Annotated in this window: 16 protein-coding genes and 1 tRNA gene; 4 read left to right on the forward strand and 13 right to left on the reverse strand. The window is 38.6% G+C overall.

Annotated elements, in window-relative coordinates:
* The first annotated feature begins 12 nt into the window (after positions 1-12).
* The gene (locus HMPREF9010_RS11535) at positions 13-594 is read left to right on the forward strand and encodes a DUF3109 family protein (RefSeq protein WP_008649198.1); all 582 of its coding nucleotides are present in this window, start codon (positions 13-15) and stop codon (positions 592-594) included.
* Here HMPREF9010_RS11535 and HMPREF9010_RS11530 read toward each other — a convergent pair.
* From HMPREF9010_RS11530 to HMPREF9010_RS11515, 4 genes are all read right to left on the reverse strand, one after another.
* Positions 591-800, reverse strand: coding sequence for a hypothetical protein (locus tag HMPREF9010_RS11530; RefSeq protein WP_008649201.1), 210 nt, complete (start codon positions 798-800; stop codon positions 591-593). The two genes, HMPREF9010_RS11535 and HMPREF9010_RS11530, sit on opposite strands and share 4 nt — an antisense overlap.
* A 212-nt stretch (positions 801-1,012) precedes the next feature.
* Positions 1,013-2,971, reverse strand: coding sequence for a DNA topoisomerase (ATP-hydrolyzing) subunit B (gene gyrB / locus HMPREF9010_RS11525; RefSeq protein ID WP_008649203.1), 1,959 nt, complete (start codon positions 2,969-2,971; stop codon positions 1,013-1,015).
* 198 nt (positions 2,972-3,169) lie between these two features.
* Complete coding sequence (gene rpsT, locus HMPREF9010_RS11520; protein WP_004298235.1) at positions 3,170-3,424, reverse strand: 30S ribosomal protein S20; 255 nt, start codon at positions 3,422-3,424, stop codon at positions 3,170-3,172.
* Between the two features lie 42 nt (positions 3,425-3,466).
* Positions 3,467-3,538, reverse strand: a tRNA-Glu gene (locus tag HMPREF9010_RS11515).
* Between the two features lie 422 nt (positions 3,539-3,960).
* On the opposite strand from HMPREF9010_RS11515, the gene recO reads away from it, so the two are divergent.
* The 3 genes from recO (at position 3,961) to HMPREF9010_RS11500 (ending at position 7,077) form a co-directional block, all read left to right on the forward strand.
* Positions 3,961-4,689 carry a DNA repair protein RecO gene (gene recO / locus HMPREF9010_RS11510; RefSeq protein WP_004298226.1) on the forward strand — a complete coding sequence of 243 codons (729 nt, stop codon included), beginning with the start codon at positions 3,961-3,963 and terminating at the stop codon, positions 4,687-4,689.
* A 185-nt stretch (positions 4,690-4,874) separates the two neighbouring features.
* Positions 4,875-5,828, forward strand: a complete 954-nt coding sequence (locus tag HMPREF9010_RS11505; protein WP_032852717.1) for a hypothetical protein — start codon at positions 4,875-4,877, stop codon at positions 5,826-5,828.
* 22 nt (positions 5,829-5,850) lie between these two features.
* Entirely contained in the window at positions 5,851-7,077 is a 1,227-nt protein-coding gene (locus HMPREF9010_RS11500; RefSeq protein WP_008649205.1) for an acyloxyacyl hydrolase, read from the forward strand.
* A gap of 362 nt (positions 7,078-7,439) precedes the next feature.
* On the opposite strand, the gene HMPREF9010_RS11495 is transcribed toward HMPREF9010_RS11500, so the two are convergent.
* The 9 genes from HMPREF9010_RS11495 to ftsZ form a co-directional block, all read right to left on the reverse strand.
* Positions 7,440-8,165: a DUF5036 family protein gene (locus HMPREF9010_RS11495; protein ID WP_008649207.1), complete on the reverse strand. Its 726-nt coding sequence runs from the start codon at positions 8,163-8,165 to the stop codon at positions 7,440-7,442.
* A gap of 32 nt (positions 8,166-8,197) precedes the next feature.
* The gene (locus HMPREF9010_RS11490; protein WP_032852697.1) at positions 8,198-8,785 is read right to left on the reverse strand and encodes an immunoglobulin-like domain-containing protein; all 588 of its coding nucleotides are present in this window, start codon (positions 8,783-8,785) and stop codon (positions 8,198-8,200) included.
* 54 nt (positions 8,786-8,839) lie between these two features.
* On the reverse strand, positions 8,840-9,949 hold the full coding sequence (locus HMPREF9010_RS11485) for a hypothetical protein (protein WP_008649209.1): 1,110 nt from the start codon (positions 9,947-9,949) through the stop codon (positions 8,840-8,842).
* Between the two features lie 94 nt (positions 9,950-10,043).
* Positions 10,044-11,693, reverse strand: coding sequence for an MAC/perforin domain-containing protein (locus HMPREF9010_RS11480; protein ID WP_008649210.1), 1,650 nt, complete (start codon positions 11,691-11,693; stop codon positions 10,044-10,046).
* A gap of 12 nt (positions 11,694-11,705) precedes the next feature.
* A complete protein-coding gene (locus tag HMPREF9010_RS11475) occupies positions 11,706-13,040 on the reverse strand; it encodes a hypothetical protein (RefSeq protein WP_008649212.1) in 1,335 nt (444 codons plus the stop codon).
* 55 nt (positions 13,041-13,095) lie between these two features.
* Positions 13,096-13,473 carry a DUF3244 domain-containing protein gene (locus tag HMPREF9010_RS11470; RefSeq protein ID WP_032852698.1) on the reverse strand — a complete coding sequence of 126 codons (378 nt, stop codon included), beginning with the start codon at positions 13,471-13,473 and terminating at the stop codon, positions 13,096-13,098.
* A gap of 160 nt (positions 13,474-13,633) precedes the next feature.
* On the reverse strand, positions 13,634-15,325 hold the full coding sequence (locus tag HMPREF9010_RS11465) for a tetratricopeptide repeat protein (RefSeq protein ID WP_008649219.1): 1,692 nt from the start codon (positions 15,323-15,325) through the stop codon (positions 13,634-13,636).
* 593 nt (positions 15,326-15,918) lie between these two features.
* Entirely contained in the window at positions 15,919-16,368 is a 450-nt protein-coding gene (locus HMPREF9010_RS11460; protein ID WP_008649226.1) for a GatB/YqeY domain-containing protein, read from the reverse strand.
* An 85-nt stretch (positions 16,369-16,453) separates the two neighbouring features.
* The gene (gene ftsZ, locus HMPREF9010_RS11455) at positions 16,454-17,764 is read right to left on the reverse strand and encodes a cell division protein FtsZ (RefSeq protein ID WP_004307359.1); all 1,311 of its coding nucleotides are present in this window, start codon (positions 17,762-17,764) and stop codon (positions 16,454-16,456) included.
* Positions 17,765-17,817 lie beyond the last annotated feature (53 nt).

The raw sequence follows: 17,817 nt of genomic DNA on the forward strand, positions 1-17,817 counted from the left end.
ATAAGGTTTAAAATGATACAAATAGGTGATGTAGTAGTATCTCTTGATGTATTTCAGGAGAAGTTTCTTTGCGATCTGGGTGCCTGTAAGGGTGCTTGTTGCATTGAAGGTGATGCCGGTGCTCCGGTAGAGCTGGATGAGGTGATGGAGTTGGAAGAAGTTTTGCCGGTTATCTGGGACGAACTGGCTCCGGAGGCACGTGCGGTGATTGAAAAGCAAGGAGTGGTATATACGGATCAGGAAGGTGATTTGGTGACTTCTATTGTCAATAATAAGGACTGTGTGTTTACTTGTTATGATGAGAACGGTTGTTGTTATTGCGCAATCGAAAAGGCCTATCGAGCGGGAAAGACTGCTTTCTATAAACCGGTGTCCTGCCATCTTTACCCTATCCGGATTGGAGATTACGGACCTTATAAAGCGGTGAATTATAATCGTTGGGACATATGCAAAGCAGCGGTTTTGCTGGGAAAAAAAGAGAATCTTCCCGTATATCAGTTTTTGAAAGAGCCTTTAATCCGTAAGTTCGGTGAAGAATGGTACAAAGAGCTGGTCACTGTTGCCGAAGAACTGAAAAAGCAACAGTACATTTAAATTCTCTTCCGGTTCTTGCGTATGCAATATACCTGATATAGTAAAATACACAATGCGATAATAATTCCGCATGTCGGTATCATCCATACTTCCGGATGAATAATAATCAAGAAAATACAAGTGGCGATTACGCAGGAAGTCAATACAATAAGAAACAACCTGATCTTTGCAAATAACGGATTAGGAGCAGTAGTTTTCATTTTCATAGTTATGTTTTCTTTGCTTTTTATGCAAGATAGTGATTTTGTATGGAAAACGTTTCTGCTGTTAGGTTTTATTAAGAGATGGACGGTTGAACGATTTGAATATGAAAGCCCCTTTGGGCAAAAGAAAAACGCCGATCGAAGGATGTTCCTTCGCCATCGGCGTTTCCTCGTTGTAAGATGTGAGGTTGGTTTATAAAACGTAATTATTTAAATTATGTGTCGATATTTGCATACGTTGCATTTTCTTCAATAAACTCGCGGCGTGGTCCTACATCTTCACCCATCAACATAGAGAAGATATAATCAGCTTCTGCGGCGTTGTCAATATTTACTTGTTTCAGCATACGGTTTTCGGGGTCCATGGTTGTTTCCCACAATTGCTGGGCGTTCATTTCACCCAAACCTTTGTAGCGCTGTGTATGAATTGCATTTTCCGAACCGCCACCGTAAGTGTCAATAAACTTCTGGCGTTGTGCATCTGTCCAGCAATACTCTTCTACTTTACCTTTTTTGCAGAGGTAGAGCGGGGGAGTAGCGATGTACAAATAGCCATTCTGAATAATCTGTGGCATATAGCGGAAGAAGAACGTCATGATCAGTGTGTCGATGTGAGAACCATCGACGTCGGCATCGGTCATGATGATGATCTTGTGATAGCGCAGCTTTTGGATATTCGCTTCTTTGCTGTCCTCGTCAGTTCCGATAGTAACACCGAGGGCTGTGTAGATGTTACGGATTTCATCACTTTCCAAAGCCTTGTGATACATGGCTTTCTCTACGTTCAGAATCTTACCGCGCAATGGGAGGATAGCCTGAAACATACGGTTACGTCCCTGCTTGGCAGTACCACCTGCCGAATCTCCCTCGACGAGGAATAATTCACATTTCGTTGCATCCTTATCCGAACAGTCAGCCAATTTACCTGGTAGACCGCCTCCTGACATTGGGGACTTGCGTTGTACCATTTCACGGGCTTTTCTTGCTGCATGACGTGCGGTAGCGGCGAGAATCACCTTGTCTACAATCGTTTTTGCTTCCTTCGGATGCTCTTCCAGATAATATGCCAATACTTCCCCCACTGCCTGGTCGACAGCACCCATCACTTCGTTGTTACCCAACTTCGTTTTAGTCTGTCCTTCAAACTGTGGCTCTTGCACTTTTACGGAGATAACGGCAGTCAAACCCTCGCGGAAGTCATCTCCCGAGATTTCAACCTTCACTTTTTCCAGCATCTTGCTGTCTTCGGCATATTTCTTCAACGTACGGGTCAGCGCACGGCGGAAACCTGCCAGGTGTGTACCACCTTCAATGGTGTTGATATTGTTAACGTATGAGTGAACGTTTTCGGAGAATCCGGTATTGTACATGATAGCCACCTCAATAGGGATTCCCTGTTTTTCCGAGTTCAGATAGATAACGTCGTTAATCAAGTGCTCGCGTGAAGACTCGATAAAACGTACAAACTCTCTCAAGCCTTCTTCTGAATAGAACTGCTCACCCTTGAAGCTTCCGTCTTCGTTCACAACTCGACGGTCGGTCAGGGAAATACGGAGACCAGCGTTCAGATAAGCTAATTCACGCAGGCGTGAAGCCAGAATCTTGTAATCGTATACCGTTTCTGTAAAGATGGTATTGTCCGGCCAGAATTGTTGGCGGGTTCCCGTGATGTCGGCTGTACCGACTTCTTTTACAGAGTAAAGCGGTTTACCGATCTCGTACTCCTGCTGGTAGATTTTGCCATTACGGAATACTTGCGTAGTCATGTGGGTAGACAGCGCATTTACGCAAGACATACCTACACCGTGCAAACCTCCGGATACCTTGTAAGATCCTTTGTCGAATTTACCTCCGGCGTGCAGTACAGTCATGGCAACTTCCAGTGCCGACTTCTTTTCTTTCTCGTGATAGTCCACCGGAATACCGCGTCCGTTGTCCTGTACTGTGATTGAATTGTCTTCGTTGATTATTACTTCGATATGGTCGCAATATCCGGCCAATGCTTCGTCGATAGAGTTGTCAACGATTTCGTATACCAAATGGTGAAGTCCCTTGACGCTGATGTCACCAATGTACATCGCAGGGCGTTTTCTTACTGCTTCAAGACCTTCCAATACCTGGATACTATCCGCAGAATAAGACCCGTTATTGGGAGTGATTTGTTCTTCGCTCATAATTGCCTTTCTAACTTTAATAACAGAGCAAATATAGTGAAAATTGTCGACTTGACGAAGAATAATCAGTGAAAAATAAAGAATGTGAGTGGATTCTCCGCTATCTTGATAAGTTTGATATTCAATGGGTTATAAACAAGAAAGGCCGAACTTAAAAGTTCAGCCTGGATGCTATGTAGAATTATAAAATTCTTTCTATTAAGCGAGCTTGTTGATGTAAAGAGCTAACTTAGATTTCAGATTACTAGCTTTGTTCTTGTGAATAATATTCACCTTAGCCAACTTATCCAACATCTTTGTAATGCCTGGGTACATTGCAACTGCTTCTGCTTTATCAGTAGTTGCACGAAGCTTTCTAACAGCATTTCTCATGGTCTTGCCATAATATCTGTTGTGAAGTCTTCTAGTCTCTTCTTGTCTGATTCTTTTCAGTGATGATTTATGATTTGCCATCTCGACTAATCTATTTTTTTAGTTCTTTATTCTTTTAACTTGTAGCCCGTGGGGGAATCGAACCCCCCTTTCAAGAATGAAAATCTTGCGTCCTAACCGATAGACGAACGGGCCATCCTATTGTTGCATTTCTGCGTTTTGCTTTCTCGAATCTGTGTTTGTTTCTCGATTGCGGATGCAAAGGTAGGAACTTTTTTGAAACTGACAAATGATTCATGGGAAAATTTTCGTGGAATATGTATTTTTTTTCAAAGTAACTTTCGTTTTGCGTTGATATTCAATGGGATATAAGCTTTTGCTTTTTGTAAAAAAAGCGTCTTTATTATGTAAAAACTTCGAGGAACTGTTTTTGAATATACCTTATTATATATAATGAAATACAATCTATGTGCTTATGACTCTTTTTATAGCTGGCTATAATTAATGTATTGTTGAAGCATGATTTCTTTTTTTTGTTGTTAATGCCTCTGAAAAGTCTCCAATCGGCCTGTCTTTTTTGTAACTTTGCTTCGGATTGGAAACGAGGTTATTTGGTTATGTTGCAAAAAACGAAAGGAATAGTTCTTCATACATTAAAATACAATGATACTTCTATCATTGTAGATATGTATACAGAGTTGTCCGGCAGGGCTTCTTTCCTTGTAACAGTACCCCGTTCACGGAAGGCGGCTGTAAAATCCGTACTTTTCCAACCGTTGTCTTTTATCGAGTTCGAGGCCGACTATCGGCCCAATGCAACACTCTATCGTGTGAAGGAAGCGAAATCCTTTTATCCATTTTCTTCCATACCTTATGATCCGTATAAGTCTTCGATGGCACTTTTCCTGTCGGAGTTTCTTTACAGGGCTATCCGGGAGGAGGCGGAGAACCGTCCGTTATTCGCCTATCTGCAACATTCTATCATTTGGCTGGACGAGTGTGGAGAGGGATTTGCCAATTTCCATCTGGTTTTCCTGATGCGTCTTTCGCGTTTTCTGGGGCTTTACCCGAATCTGGAAGATTATCATACCGGCGATTACTTCGATTTATTGAATGCCTGTTTCACTTCTATTCGTCCCCAGCTACATTCTTCTTATATCAATCCTGAAGAGGCCGCCCGTCTCCGTCAGTTGATGCGCATGAACTATGAGACCATGCATCTTTTCGGTATGAGCCGTGCGGAGCGTACTCGCTGCCTGACGATCATGAATGATTATTATCGTTTGCATCTGCCGGACTTTCCGGCATTGAAATCACTGGAGGTATTGAAAGAACTGTTTGATTAATTAGTAACTTCTCTCCATCTGCTTGCTATATATTGTTTTAGCTCCGTTTTAGCGTCCGCCACTGTATATGGTAATTAATCAGGTGATAATAACACTTCTTAATGCGGGTTTGTATGCTGTTCCTGAAAATATATGTTACTTTTGTCCGTAGAGAATAAAAGAGCATGAACAAGAGAGAAAACAATATGAAAAGATTCCTATACCTGACAATCTGTCTTCTCATCCTGGGGGAGTTTTATGGTTGTAACGGAGACGTGTTTGTCGACGACTTCCGTCCTTCCGATTCCGAACTGATGTTGGACGGGAACGGGGATGTTGCCACTATTCAATTTGCAGCTGCCAATTGGGATTGGTTAACAATGTATACAGCTTCCGGTTTTCCCTTTCAATATAAAGTATATGATGCGGACAATCGCCTGGTAACAAATGATCAAGGTCCATTGCTGAACGGATTAGGCAAGATTGTGTGTGTCGGGGAGATGATTGATTTCACCATCGAACGTGTTTATCCCGAAGAAGTGAAGATAACGGTGGGCGAGAATGCCCTTTCCGCTCCTTTTCAATTTCAACTCACGGCAAGCAACGAGTATGAGTGGCAGGAGATACATGTCGAGATCTCTCCGACAGACAGATATGTAATGGATAGCATCACTTATTCTTTGGATGCATATTCTTACAATCCGGAAAACAAGACAGAGAGAAAAGAAGGCGTCTCCTTTCATAACTTTACAGATGTTTTTTCTACATACACGTTTTCCCCTTTTGAGTCTTTTTACCATTTTATGAGATTCAAAAGCGATGTGCCCGAAGCTTTTCAACTACTGGGTGAAGCCGGTCTGACGGTGGAAATACCAAGCATGAAAGACGGATATTTAGGGATGAACGGTAAACGGGTGTCGTTCATTTCTGCACAACAAATGTTGTCTTGCCCCAGTACGGAACAGGAAGAAGACATAATCCCTCCCCGGACTGCTCGAACCTATACCTTATGGATGGTGTATGATTGGTTGGAAACGCGATATACCCTCTATGTTTCTCACCCCAAAACCAAGAAACAACGAATCGTAAGCGGTACGTTACATAGCGAAATGCCTGTAAAATATCACATAACACACAGGGATGTTCCTCTCAACAACTAACCTTTCAATAACTAGCATATTAATGATTAGAAATAGAAACACCATACGGTTGCTGTGCCTCCTTTGCCTTCTGGTACATCCGGCAATCAACGTAAATCTGGAAGCCCAGACAATCATCGGACAACGGAACGACAGCGTCAGCCATCCCTTGATCCGCCATCAGCTCGGCTTTGACATCCGTCCGGGCTATATCGTCTCCACCCATAGTTTTCTGCAAGGAGACAATGCGCAACAAAAGAAAATCGACCAATCGCTTTCTTTCCATTTCAAGTACGCTTTCAGATTCGGCAAAGAATCCAATCTAGGCAGGCTCTTTCCTCATACCTATCAGGGTATTGGCGTTTCCTACCATACCTTCTTTAGTCCCGTTGAATTGGGAAATCCGGTGTCGGTATACGCTTTTCAAGGGTCACGTATCGCGCAACTGTTGCCCCGCCTATCGCTTGATTACGAATGGAACTTCGGAGCTTCTTTTGGCTGGAAGAAATATGACGAACTATCCAATCCGCAAAACGTGTTGGTTGGCTCCAAGATCAATGCATACATCAATCTCGGCTTTTTGCTGAACTGGCAAGTTCACAGGTATTGGAAACTGGCGGCAGGCGTAGATCTCACCCATTTCTCCAATGGAAACACGCATTATCCTAATGGCGGTCTTAATGTTATTGGAGGAAGAGTCGGCATCGTACGTACTTTGGGCGCGGATGAGGCGCCCGGTTCCATCACTCCCGGACGGCTCTTTATAAAGCCTCACGTCAGCTATGACTTGGTGATTTACGGAGCCACCCGCAAAAGAGGACTGATTGGAGACGATGTGTCGAGTCTGATTCCCGGTTCGTTCGGAGTGGCGGGCATCAATTTCGCCCCGATGTATAATTTCAATAACTATTTTCGGACAGGGCTTTCTGCAGATGCGCAATATGATGAGAGTGCCAATCTTAAGGAGTATAGAGTGGGCGAGTTCTACTCGGGTGATTTGAAGTTTCATCGTCCTCCTTTCCGTAAGCAATTTGCCATGGGGTTATCTCTTCGGGCAGAACTGGTGATGCCTGTTTTCTCTATCAATGTCGGCGTCGGTCGGAACTTGATATACAGTGGGGATGATACAAAAGGGTTCTACCAGATTCTGGCTCTCAAAACTTATGTCACCCGGCATTTGTTTTTGCACGTGGGATATCAGTTGAGCAAGTTTAAAGACCCCAGCAATCTGATGCTGGGACTTGGATATAGATTCCATGACAAACGATGAAAGGGCAATCTTCGTTTGTTAATAACCTCCTTTTTTCAATTTAATTAAAATGTAAGTCCTCCTAATTGGATTATCCCATTGTCCTTCCAAACATGATTCACTTTTACTTCTGTGATACCGGCGTCAGGATATCGTTGCATGATATTCTGATGTTTTATCACTCTGTAGAATATATCCGTATGACATTTTTGTAGCAAATTTAAAACCGAATTTCTCTGTTTTATCGTCATACATTAGGGTTAAAGAGGTAATCTTTTCAGGTTCGTACGACTGCTCTTCAGAACAACTGTATGAAGATACCAATAATTAAAGAGATGTTTATTCCTCTCCTTTTCCCTTAGTTCTACTGGATAATAAAGCTCTTATTTCACATTCACTTCTACGACTGTAAAGACATTATTTGAACGGATATAAAGGTCGAATGTTCCATAAGGTCCGTAGACTATGTCAGGTGCTTTAGTTAGGGTTATTCTTAATTTGTTATTGGCAGATGTTACATTTAATCCTTTTTTACCTGCGCTATGTTCTTTCAAGAAAAATTCAATATTTGGGGGTAATGCTAATTCAACCGTTTCACCTATGTAGTGAAGACTTCCAATATTATACCTATATGCAGGCAGTTCATTATTGTCAGGGACAACTGGTATGTATTTTACAATTGCACCGATAGTCATGTCGCTATTTAATATTTTGGATACAACATAGACTTGGTAATAACTTGCTTCTACTTGAATAGCACGATTACCTGACGGAAAATCTATAAGTGTATTTTTATCAAAAATCTGATAAATATGCCCCGGCGTAACCGCTACTTCGTGTGTGAGGTTGGTTAGCGAGGGTAGAATATTTGCTCCAACTCCTGCGCCATTTCCTACGTCAGAAATGAAATTAGAAGATGTGACGAAGTTATTAGCTTCATTGATATAAGTTCCTGATTCGCCTAAATAAGTTTTTCCATTGTGCTCATTAAGCATATTGAGTGTGATGGTGTCTGCCGGATCATTTGGAGTGTCATCATCACTACAACTCATGAAGAATGTAATGCAAAGGGATAATAAAGAAATCCCAATAATTTTTTTCGTATTCATAATAATAAAAAATGGATTGATTAATTAATAACTTATTTGGATGCGTTACTTAGAAAAAATTTATTAATATAATAGTAAGTATCTTTCGAAGCACTATGAAATAGCAATTGTAGTTTGTATTTCCCCTTAGGGTATTCTTTTTGAGGAGGTAAAAAGAACTTGATTTGGATGCTCTTTTGAGAAGGTATTGAATATCCAATATCATTTTTTACATAATTACTTGGATAAACGAGAGGAAGCCATGAATCATTACTTTCCTTATAGTATGAAAAGAGATCGTTCATATAAAAAATGGTATCATTTGTATCATTTGTAATTTCAGTATTCAAGAATCCGTCTTTTGAACAAGGGTCTTGTAATAAAAAGTAGACTTTTATATTCTCATTTTTTCTTGTGATCAATTCTTTCCCTTGCATTTGTTTTTCTTCTACAATCGTTTCTCCTGGCTCGATGGAATGAATGAAATGTGATATATCCATTTTATATGAATTTAGAGAGTCGGCATTATTTTCATATTCAAGATTTATAGTGTTTCTTGAATTGCTTGTTTTATTATGACAACTGATTAGCATGAATAAAACAATTCCATTGGTTATCAAAATAGATATTAATTTGAACATAAGCTAAATATGAAATGGATTGGATAAGTTACTTATCCAATCCATTGATGAATATTAGTTAAAATGAGCATTTAGTTTTGATGCTATATTATCAACCTTAACAAATATAGATGTAAAAGCTGTGCTTCCTTTATGTATGCCTATTACTTTTTTACTATTTGTCAGATATACTGGACCTCCGCTATCACCGGAAGCACTCAAATATGTAGCTTCTCCCATGTCTGTATAACTTATTCCTCCGACATTTACGTTTGCATTGGTACTCGTAATATAACCTTCAGATTGAGCTATAGTCTCTCCTAACTTGGTTACATTATCTCCTGCCCAAATATTATATTCTTCTCCGGTAAGATTTCCATTATTGGGAACGAGGGAGAAATTTGTTATACTAATGAATGCTGCATCAACAGAACCTCCTTGGATTGAAAGATCACAACTACCGATTAGTGTATTATTATAATATGCCGGGTCGCCTGTGTTATAAGCATGTCCTGCGGTAACAAAACCGTCAGTGTTAAATCTAGTAGCTCTATAGCCCATTGACGCAGTGCCTTTAGGTGTGCCTATAGAACTTCCAGGCGATAATGAGTGGTCTTGAAATTTTCTAGTGCATTGTTTAAATACAATTCCTGAAAAGTTCACTACTTCTGATTTAAATTCTTTTATTTCCATTTCATTAAATCTGTTAAGTTCCACCACGACATTATTCTCAAAATCATTTAGATAATAGTATTTTATATTCTTAGCAATTTGAGAATCTTTATTACTACTAATAAATGAAGTTATTTTGGTTAGAATATTATTCAACTCCGTATAAGAATAATTGCCTTGCGTATATATGACATCATTCTCGCCTATTAACCTTATAAGAGTAGCTTTGGTACTTTCTATTTCTCCTTTAAGAAAAACAACAAGTTTACCATCCCCGTTAATATAACTTCCTCCATAATAGTCCGGATAGTCACTAGTACTTAATGAACGACTTTTTGTCATTCCAAATGATTCTAATAATCTTATGCCAGCCTCACGAGCTTTCTCATTGTTTCTTTTTACAATGTTTGGCTGTTCGTTGTTTTCTCTTTGAAGTATATCGTCTGAAGAACATGATGATATGACTAATCCGAAAAACAGCAGAATGGTCAAAGGTAATAATAATTTTTTCATAAGCGAATAATTTGAATTAATAAATGATACGTATTTTACCTCTTCCTTAAAAGGATTGTCTTTTTTATTGGTGAATATCTATTAATGCTCTTCATTACAAACCGAATATTCTATATCGTTGATATAAAGTCGTCATTGAAACGGATTTTACAGGTATACTGTTTACCCAGTCTAAGATCCCGTATGCATCAAGAATATAATCATCGTCGTAGTATGCAAAACAATATAACGATGTCGGATTGTAGATATACCAAATATTGGTATTTGCATTTTTAAACTTATACATTCCAGCTTCGTCTACGTCGTTTATTGAAAATGATAATGTGGTTTGTAGGATAGGATTTATTACTTTATTCGGATTAGATTTGATAGCTAGTTTATAATATTTGCTCTTTTCATTTTTTATAGCATTACTTTTTTCGGTAAAGGTTGCGGCAACACTGTTCGCTTTTAATTCTGCATCGGATTGACTTGCTGCACTTGAATTTGAGAAAATGAGCTTATCTCCTTGTCTTGTGCTTAGCACGGGTACAATATCATATAATTTCTCTCCCGATCTACTTTTGCGGACGTATACTTTCATTATTTCTATATACGGTTCTTCAAGTTGTTCTTGGTGCTGAAAATCCATGTGGGTGTCGTTATATCTTTGCTTAAAGTTTTCTTCCAAAATAAAATCCGATATGGGATAAAGTCCGCCATCTTGAATGTCAATCATTGTATGTGTTCTTGAATCGTTTAATGATTGAAGCCAACTTGTTAAATTAATGGAAGTGTTTTTAACGTCATAAGGAGGTGTTGCAACATTATATCCATAGGCTCCACCCAATGTTTTAATAGAGACGCGCAGTTCTGAAAAAGATTCGTTTGCTGTGGAAGAATTGCCATCTTTTGTTCCAATAGAGAAATCTCCTGACGCAGAGTTTTTATCCCATGAGTAGGACGCATTTATTGATTTATCCATATCACGTTCTTTACTTTTGAAATCTGTACTTTGCTTGTCAAGGCCATAGTATAAAGCCGATGCTCGTCCGCCTGTGTAGTAAGATGTTAAGACAAACTCTCCATAGCTTTGCATTAATTCAACCATTGATGAATTATAAAGGGCATCCACAAATAATTCGTCTAAATAATCTGCTGAAATTCTTTTCAATGCACTAGGAGCGGTTTGTAGAGATATCATTGTATTGACGACCTCAACACTAAGCTCTCCATGTACTGCTTGTTTGGAATCATTGGTATTATGCTTGAAAATATCGGTTACAGTTTTCGTTCTTCCAAATTTGAATGGACCAACATTTAGTGAGAATCCTGATTTGACTGTTTTAGTAAACGATGAAGTAGTTTCTAAGCGTTCAAAGCTAGCGTATGACATAGCTTCTGTTGAGGTTGTCCTCAACTCTTTAGCAACTCTGTATGAAGGATATCTTTCAAGTAGCTTTTCCATATTAATAATTGGAAATCTAGCATTTGAAAAGTCCCCGATAATTGATGTTCCGTTTTCTATGGCATAAGAATTTCCAAGAAAATCTGTAGCATCGGTAAATGATGCCCTAGTATTGGGTCTGGGTGCTATTTTTTTAGACCAAACTTTTGGTAGGTTTGGGTCACGTTCTTGCAAGATGATTTCTGATGTTGAATCATCCTGATTGTTTAGCGAATCAGCATAACTTATTTCGTCTTCATTGTTACATGATGCTATTGCAAACAGTATGATAAATGAAAATATAGTAGATTTTCTCATATAGGTATATTTTTAAAATATGATTGGTGATGATTGGCTTGCATTTCTGATGTTCACTTTTCCTTTTACACTTTGTTGAGTATCCAAGTTTGTCTCTTCAAAATCAACATCAGATATTTCATCTACATGAATCCTTCCGCTCCAACGTCCAGGCAATTTGGCTATTCTAGCATCTTTACCGTCTTCTTTATATTCAATTGTGGCTACATAGTCTACTGATACATCATATTCTTTAAAATAATAGGTCACTGTAAGTTTTGTACGTGGCGAAACTTTGACAGGTTCTATATGTTTTAATGTGTTTTCTAATACTCTGCGTACATTGGGCTGGTATTTTGTATCAGTTGGTATACTTGCATTAGGAACAAGATCTATTTCGCCTAATGTAACTGTAGGTCGTGCAAATAGCGTATCTGAGGCTGGAACCTTAAATGCTATTCCCTTTTCTTCTTTAAAATAGGAGTCCTCTTGTACAGTCTTTTCAAATACGAGGTTTTCTCGTATAAATTGGGATGAAGAGTTTGTTATGGCTCGTTTGATAGAGACATTGTCCCTTTGGGTCACAGTTGCGGAATATGAATTGATAAATTCTAGGCTTTTCAGTGTGAATACAGCATCAGGAGTGATAGTAAATTCCTGTTGGGTTCTTTGTGTATATTGGCTGAAACCAACATTATTAGCTTGTATATCTACCACATAATTGAATACATCCCACCATGAACCACTACTTCCTTGACCAATATATAATTCATTTTGGAGGACATAAGTTCCTGGATTATTAGTAGCAGGTATAATGTCCCAAGAATCCATGGCTCCTGTAGTAGAATTACTGTTCATTGCAAGTAATATTTTTGATTCTGGATTACTAGTGTAATGTCCTACAGCTAGACGAGTTTTCGAGTAGTTTGAATAAATTAAATAGGGTATGCCGGTAATTGATGAGGGAATTTGGACATAGAATTTACCATAAGAGCCAGGATTATATCCCTCATAAGTCACTCTCTGTCCCCAACCAGTGCATGATAAATATCCACCTCCAGTGCTAAGTGTGAAGGGTAACTCTCTAATAGCCCACATGTTTTCAGAAAAATATTGGCTATAGTTACTTGAAGCTACTGATCGTGTCTTCGTTTTCTTTAGTTCATCCATCCTTTCCTTTAACGCTTTTAGCTCATCTGTCATTTTAGACAATTCATAACTTCCTAATTGAAGGCTGTCCGATTCCAATCTTGATAAGTTCAGTTTTTCTGTAGATGACTGAATCTCATTTTCAATCTCACTTTCGCAAGAGCATAATAACAATGTGATGCAAGACACCACTAATAAGAATTTGAAAATGTTTCCCATAATTATTAGTTTTATAGGGTTTATAAAGTATGATGTTTTTATTATTTATCGTTGATTATTCAATTTCAAACTCTCCAACTAAAGTCATGTCTTCTTCTATATAAAGAAGCTTATAATGACCGGCTTTGTAGCCTTTTAAATCAATTTTATAAGTCTTTTGCTCATTAGGAGTTAATATCACATCTTGGAGGATGATATTTTCCTGCTGATCTTTTACTTGGATGATGATCTGTTTGTCTACGTTTTCAAGGAAATGAATTTCAATAGAGTTTTCGTCGAGAATGGCTTCTAAGGGAATAGAAATAGGTGTTTTTTGTGGGTAATCCCATCTTTTGAGAACTAAACTCTTAGTTCTATGCTCTGATAGATTGTTAGCTTTCATTGTCATGAATGAAATACTAATTAATAATAGTACAATACTTAGTTTCCTCATATCTTTAATTGTTTTTTGCAAATTTACGGAGAGATGAGGGGGGAAGCAAGTAAAGTGCATTTTTGAACGTGGACAAACAGGTGCTGATAATCAGTTATTTATGGAATTTTACGTGGACATTATCTTATGCTGTAGATTATTTCTTTAGAAAACATGATTATTAGTGCATATTTTCGATTAAATATTCATATAATGTAGAATTATTATCTGTTAATGTTATATCTAGTTTTCTTCTAAGTCTGAGGCGTTTTTTTCTTACTGAGTCGACTGTTATATTTAATAATTTTGCTTCAGTGTTAGTGTCGAACCCATACATGTAAAGACAGCAATATAGAAAGTCTTGTTCTGATAGATCTGGGCATAGACTATATATGTATTTATGGAGGCTTGGATAGATATGTGTTATTTCATCTGAGATGAGTTTCCATTGTTTTTCTGTTATTAATGGCTTATCATTTCTTGGTTTATTTTGGTTGGCTTGGTATGTTAATTCTTTGAATAGAGGTGAGTTCTCTAGAGATTTATTTTGTAATTCCTTGTAATTAGCAGTCAGAAGACTTATTTCTTCTTGCATTTTATTATAGTTTTCATTTTTTTCTTTAAATGTATCTAGCAATCTTTTTTTCTTTTCCAATTCTAAAGAAACATAGAGCAAATCTGTTTTTATTTGATTTAATTCATCTTGTTGTCTTTGGATTTTTTCTTTCGCTTTTTTGCGATATAGGAGATACCCTATTATTATCAATAATAAGGAGGCTATGCAGATAACTGAAACTATAATGTAGCCTTGTTGCTTAATCTTTAATTTATCTATTTCTTGACTGTTTTTTAGGTGATTATATTTTGACTCTATATTTAATATCCTGGATTGGTTGTCGGCATATACAATAGAATCTAACATGTTAACATATTCTTCTAAGTTAGTAAGAGCATCTATATAATTTTTCTCTGCATTGTAGATTTGATAATATAAAAATTTAATGCTGCATGTATATTCTGGATTATCTTTTGGTATGCTAAATAATAATCTTTTAGCTTTATCTATAGAGTCAGATGCAGTGTATAGGTCTATCAACGCAATATAATTAGGCATTTTATTTTTTCCAGCCAATGCTTTGAGAAAGAACTTTTCAGCTTTATCGTATTTGTCCTGCATGGAATAGATATTTCCTAAGGCATTACTTATTGATGCAGTAACGTTAATATTACTAGTATTAGCAGCTACAGAATCAGCTATAGTTAGAATATTTAGAGCATGTGATAATGAATCCATTTGTGCATATTCACGTCCAATATCTCTTAATGCACAAGCATAACTATCTATATTCTTTTCTTTTTTGAAGCATTCGGCAGCAGTCTCATATCTTTTAATTGCTTCTGTGAACATGAATCTCTCTTTATACAAATCGCCTATATAGCTATAGATGTATCCGGTGAGATTATTGAGCTTATTCTTATCTGCAATATCCAAAGCATTAGTATATATTGACATTGCTTTATCATAATCTCCATCTGCAAAAAAGGATCGACCTAAATAAATCAAGATTTGCACTTGTTCGTCAGGACTACCATGCGAGGAATACCAGTCATAAGCTCTTTCTAATTGGTAAGTTGGTAGGATGCTATTAAAAATTTCGTCTGTAATTTTACCAGATAACATACACCAGCGTGCAAAAGTTTTGTCGTCTAGTTTTTCAGGAGATGATATGCTTTTTAGTAGATTGGATGCACTGTCTGGATTAACAGCAATGACTTTTTCCACTTCATTTAATAGACTGTCGGACATGGATTGTTTGTTGCATCCTGATAGTACTAATATGGATATTATAATTATGCCAATGCTGTTTTTCATTTGTCTGTCGTGGTTTAGTTTCGTTGTAAAAGTAATCATTTTTTTTATTTCGTGTCTTTTGATAGGAGATTATTTTAATTTGAGGGATGAAGATTATTAATGTTCGTCTCATACATGATCTTTATTTCAAATATAGCTTTCACCTCTTTTCTTTCAGTACGGAAATGGATTAAACTTATCCTCCGCTTGGCTTTCATTATATATTTCCTTTGTCCCATATGTTGTGGGAAAAGATTCCCAGTTAATTGGGAAAGTATTCCCTTATTTTGTGGGAACAAATTCCCTAAATATATAGGAATACTTTCCCACAATATATGGGACAATCAGAACGAATGCTTATCTTGAACCAGGAAGAGGAAAGGGATGGTATCTGACTATGAGAAAAACATAAGGCAGTTTATTTCAATCTTGCAAAAAATGCGGTGAATCGGGTGAAACCTATGTGAAAGGAAGCCCTTCACCCAAAATCCCTTTATTCATCGATGTTTCAGAGTGGTGAAGGAGGTGAATGCCGTATTTAAAGAAAGTTGCAGATGTGTGTAAGATAAAACATCTTGCACACATCTGCAACGGTATCGTGAAAGTTCCGGAAGTTATCCCAAAAGCTCTTTCACTTTTGCAGAAATGGCACGTCCTTCTGCAAGACCTGCTAACTTCTTGGAGGCAACTCCCATTACTTTACCCATATCTTTACCGCTTGTTGCACCTGTTTCAGCAATAATTTCCTTTAAGGCAGCTTCCAGTTCTTCAGCGGTCATTTGTTTCGGCAGGTATTTCTCCATAACGGCTACCTGGCCTAATTCTACGTCAGCCAAATCCTGACGACCCTGTCCGATATAGATTTCAGCAGAATCTTTTCCTTGTTTCACAAGTTTCTGGATAATCTTCAGAGCAGCATCATCTGTCAATATATCGTTAGCTCCCGGGGCAGTCTTAGCTTCCAGGAAGAACTTCTTTATATTTCTCAAAGTTTCAAGGGCTACTTTGTCTTTCGCCTTCATTGCGGTTGTAATGTCTTCGCTGACTTGATCGAATAAATCCATACTATTATAATTAAAAATTAAAGATTAAAAATTAGATCTGAAGCCTGATTTTGCGAGTTTATAATTTTCGTTCTTAGTTCTTTGTTTAGAACGTAATCACACCGTTGTCATCTGTAGCTTCTTCCGTGGCTACTTCCTCTTCCAGAGCGGCTTTCGTCCGGATTTTGGTAAGAGTAGTCTTATCACGCATATAAGTGGGAGAATCTTCTACCATGGCGATGATGTCGTCGTTGTCCAGATCTTCCGTATTGAAAAGATAGATGTGGCGGCGTTTGCGGAGGCTCTTGCTTCCGATATTGCTGGCACTTTCGCCGTATGCCTTGCGGATACGTTCCTTGTTCTTTTCTTTTTCTTCTTCCAGTTGCAGTTGGCGTTCTTCCTCTTCCTGGCTGCGTGCAGCATGCAAGCTGTCCATTCCGGGAACGTCTTCCACACCGAATCCGGTTGCCAATACGGTGATTTTTACTCTTGTTTCTAGTGAGTTGTCGATGGCAACACCCCAAATCACTTCCACCCCTTCGCGGAATTTGCTCATGAACTCGTGTATCTCGTTCATTTCCTCCATCATCAGTTCCGACGACGGGCAGAAAGATACGTTCAACATTACTTTCTTGGCATTGAAGATATCATTGTTGTTGAGCAACGGAGAATGCAGGGCATCGTCGATTGCTTTCGTCACACGATTTTCTCCTTCGCCGAATCCGGTACTCATGATTGCTACTCCACCATCTTTCAGGATGGTTTTCACATCGGCAAAGTCAAGATTGACTGTACCCCGCATGGTAATAATCTCGGCAATGCTCTTGGCAGCAATGGAAAGAGTATCATCGGCTTTGCCGAAGGCGTTCATAAAAGTAAGGTCGGCGTATATTTCGCGCAGGCGTTCGTTGTTGATAACCAGCAAGGCATCAACATGCTGGGCGATACGCTCTACGCCGTCCAGTGCCTGGATAATTTTCTTTTCTCCTTCGAAGATAAAGGGGATGGTGACGATGCCGACAGTCAGAATATCCATTTCCTTCGCAATGCGGGCGATGACCGGTGCAGCTCCTGTTCCGGTTCCTCCTCCCATTCCGGCGGTGATGAATACCATCTTGGTGCCGTCGTTCAGCTGGTTTCTGATATCTTCTATACTTTCTTCGGCGGCGTCGCGTGCCCGTTCGGGACGGTTGCCGGCTCCGAGCCCTTGCGTGATGCTACGGCCCAGTTGCAGTTTCACCGGGACAGGTGATTCGGCTAATGCCTGGTTGTCCGTGTTACAAAGAACGAACGTTACATCATGGATGCCTTCCCGGTACATGTGGTTTACAGCGTTACCACCACCACCACCTACACCAATCACTTTGATGATCTTCGGTGAATCTGTCGGGAAATCGAATTGTACTATCTCGTCCATATCTTGATTGAATTATGAATTACGAATTATGAATATTGATTAACAAGCTGCTG

It is taken from the genome of Bacteroides sp. 3_1_23 (genome assembly GCF_000162555.1).
GTDB lineage: Bacteria > Bacteroidota > Bacteroidia > Bacteroidales > Bacteroidaceae > Bacteroides > Bacteroides ovatus.

What these genes read in the sequence shown, in the direction of transcription:
- HMPREF9010_RS11535 (WP_008649198.1), top strand. Translation starts at nt 13, where the DNA reads ATGATACAAATAGGTGATGTAGTAGTATCTCTTGATGTATTTCAGGAG.
- HMPREF9010_RS11530 (WP_008649201.1), bottom strand. Translation starts at nt 800, where the DNA reads ATGAAAATGAAAACTACTGCTCCTAATCCGTTATTTGCAAAGATCAGG.
- gyrB (WP_008649203.1), bottom strand. Translation starts at nt 2,971, where the DNA reads ATGAGCGAAGAACAAATCACTCCCAATAACGGGTCTTATTCTGCGGAT.
- rpsT (WP_004298235.1), bottom strand. Translation starts at nt 3,424, where the DNA reads ATGGCAAATCATAAATCATCACTGAAAAGAATCAGACAAGAAGAGACT.
- recO (WP_004298226.1), top strand. Translation starts at nt 3,961, where the DNA reads ATGTTGCAAAAAACGAAAGGAATAGTTCTTCATACATTAAAATACAAT.
- HMPREF9010_RS11505 (WP_032852717.1), top strand. Translation starts at nt 4,875, where the DNA reads ATGAAAAGATTCCTATACCTGACAATCTGTCTTCTCATCCTGGGGGAG.
- HMPREF9010_RS11500 (WP_008649205.1), top strand. Translation starts at nt 5,851, where the DNA reads ATGATTAGAAATAGAAACACCATACGGTTGCTGTGCCTCCTTTGCCTT.
- HMPREF9010_RS11495 (WP_008649207.1), bottom strand. Translation starts at nt 8,165, where the DNA reads ATGAATACGAAAAAAATTATTGGGATTTCTTTATTATCCCTTTGCATT.
- HMPREF9010_RS11490 (WP_032852697.1), bottom strand. Translation starts at nt 8,785, where the DNA reads ATGTTCAAATTAATATCTATTTTGATAACCAATGGAATTGTTTTATTC.
- HMPREF9010_RS11485 (WP_008649209.1), bottom strand. Translation starts at nt 9,949, where the DNA reads ATGAAAAAATTATTATTACCTTTGACCATTCTGCTGTTTTTCGGATTA.
- HMPREF9010_RS11480 (WP_008649210.1), bottom strand. Translation starts at nt 11,693, where the DNA reads ATGAGAAAATCTACTATATTTTCATTTATCATACTGTTTGCAATAGCA.
- HMPREF9010_RS11475 (WP_008649212.1), bottom strand. Translation starts at nt 13,040, where the DNA reads ATGGGAAACATTTTCAAATTCTTATTAGTGGTGTCTTGCATCACATTG.
- HMPREF9010_RS11470 (WP_032852698.1), bottom strand. Translation starts at nt 13,473, where the DNA reads ATGAGGAAACTAAGTATTGTACTATTATTAATTAGTATTTCATTCATG.
- HMPREF9010_RS11465 (WP_008649219.1), bottom strand. Translation starts at nt 15,325, where the DNA reads ATGAAAAACAGCATTGGCATAATTATAATATCCATATTAGTACTATCA.
- HMPREF9010_RS11460 (WP_008649226.1), bottom strand. Translation starts at nt 16,368, where the DNA reads ATGGATTTATTCGATCAAGTCAGCGAAGACATTACAACCGCAATGAAG.
- ftsZ (WP_004307359.1), bottom strand. Translation starts at nt 17,764, where the DNA reads ATGGACGAGATAGTACAATTCGATTTCCCGACAGATTCACCGAAGATC.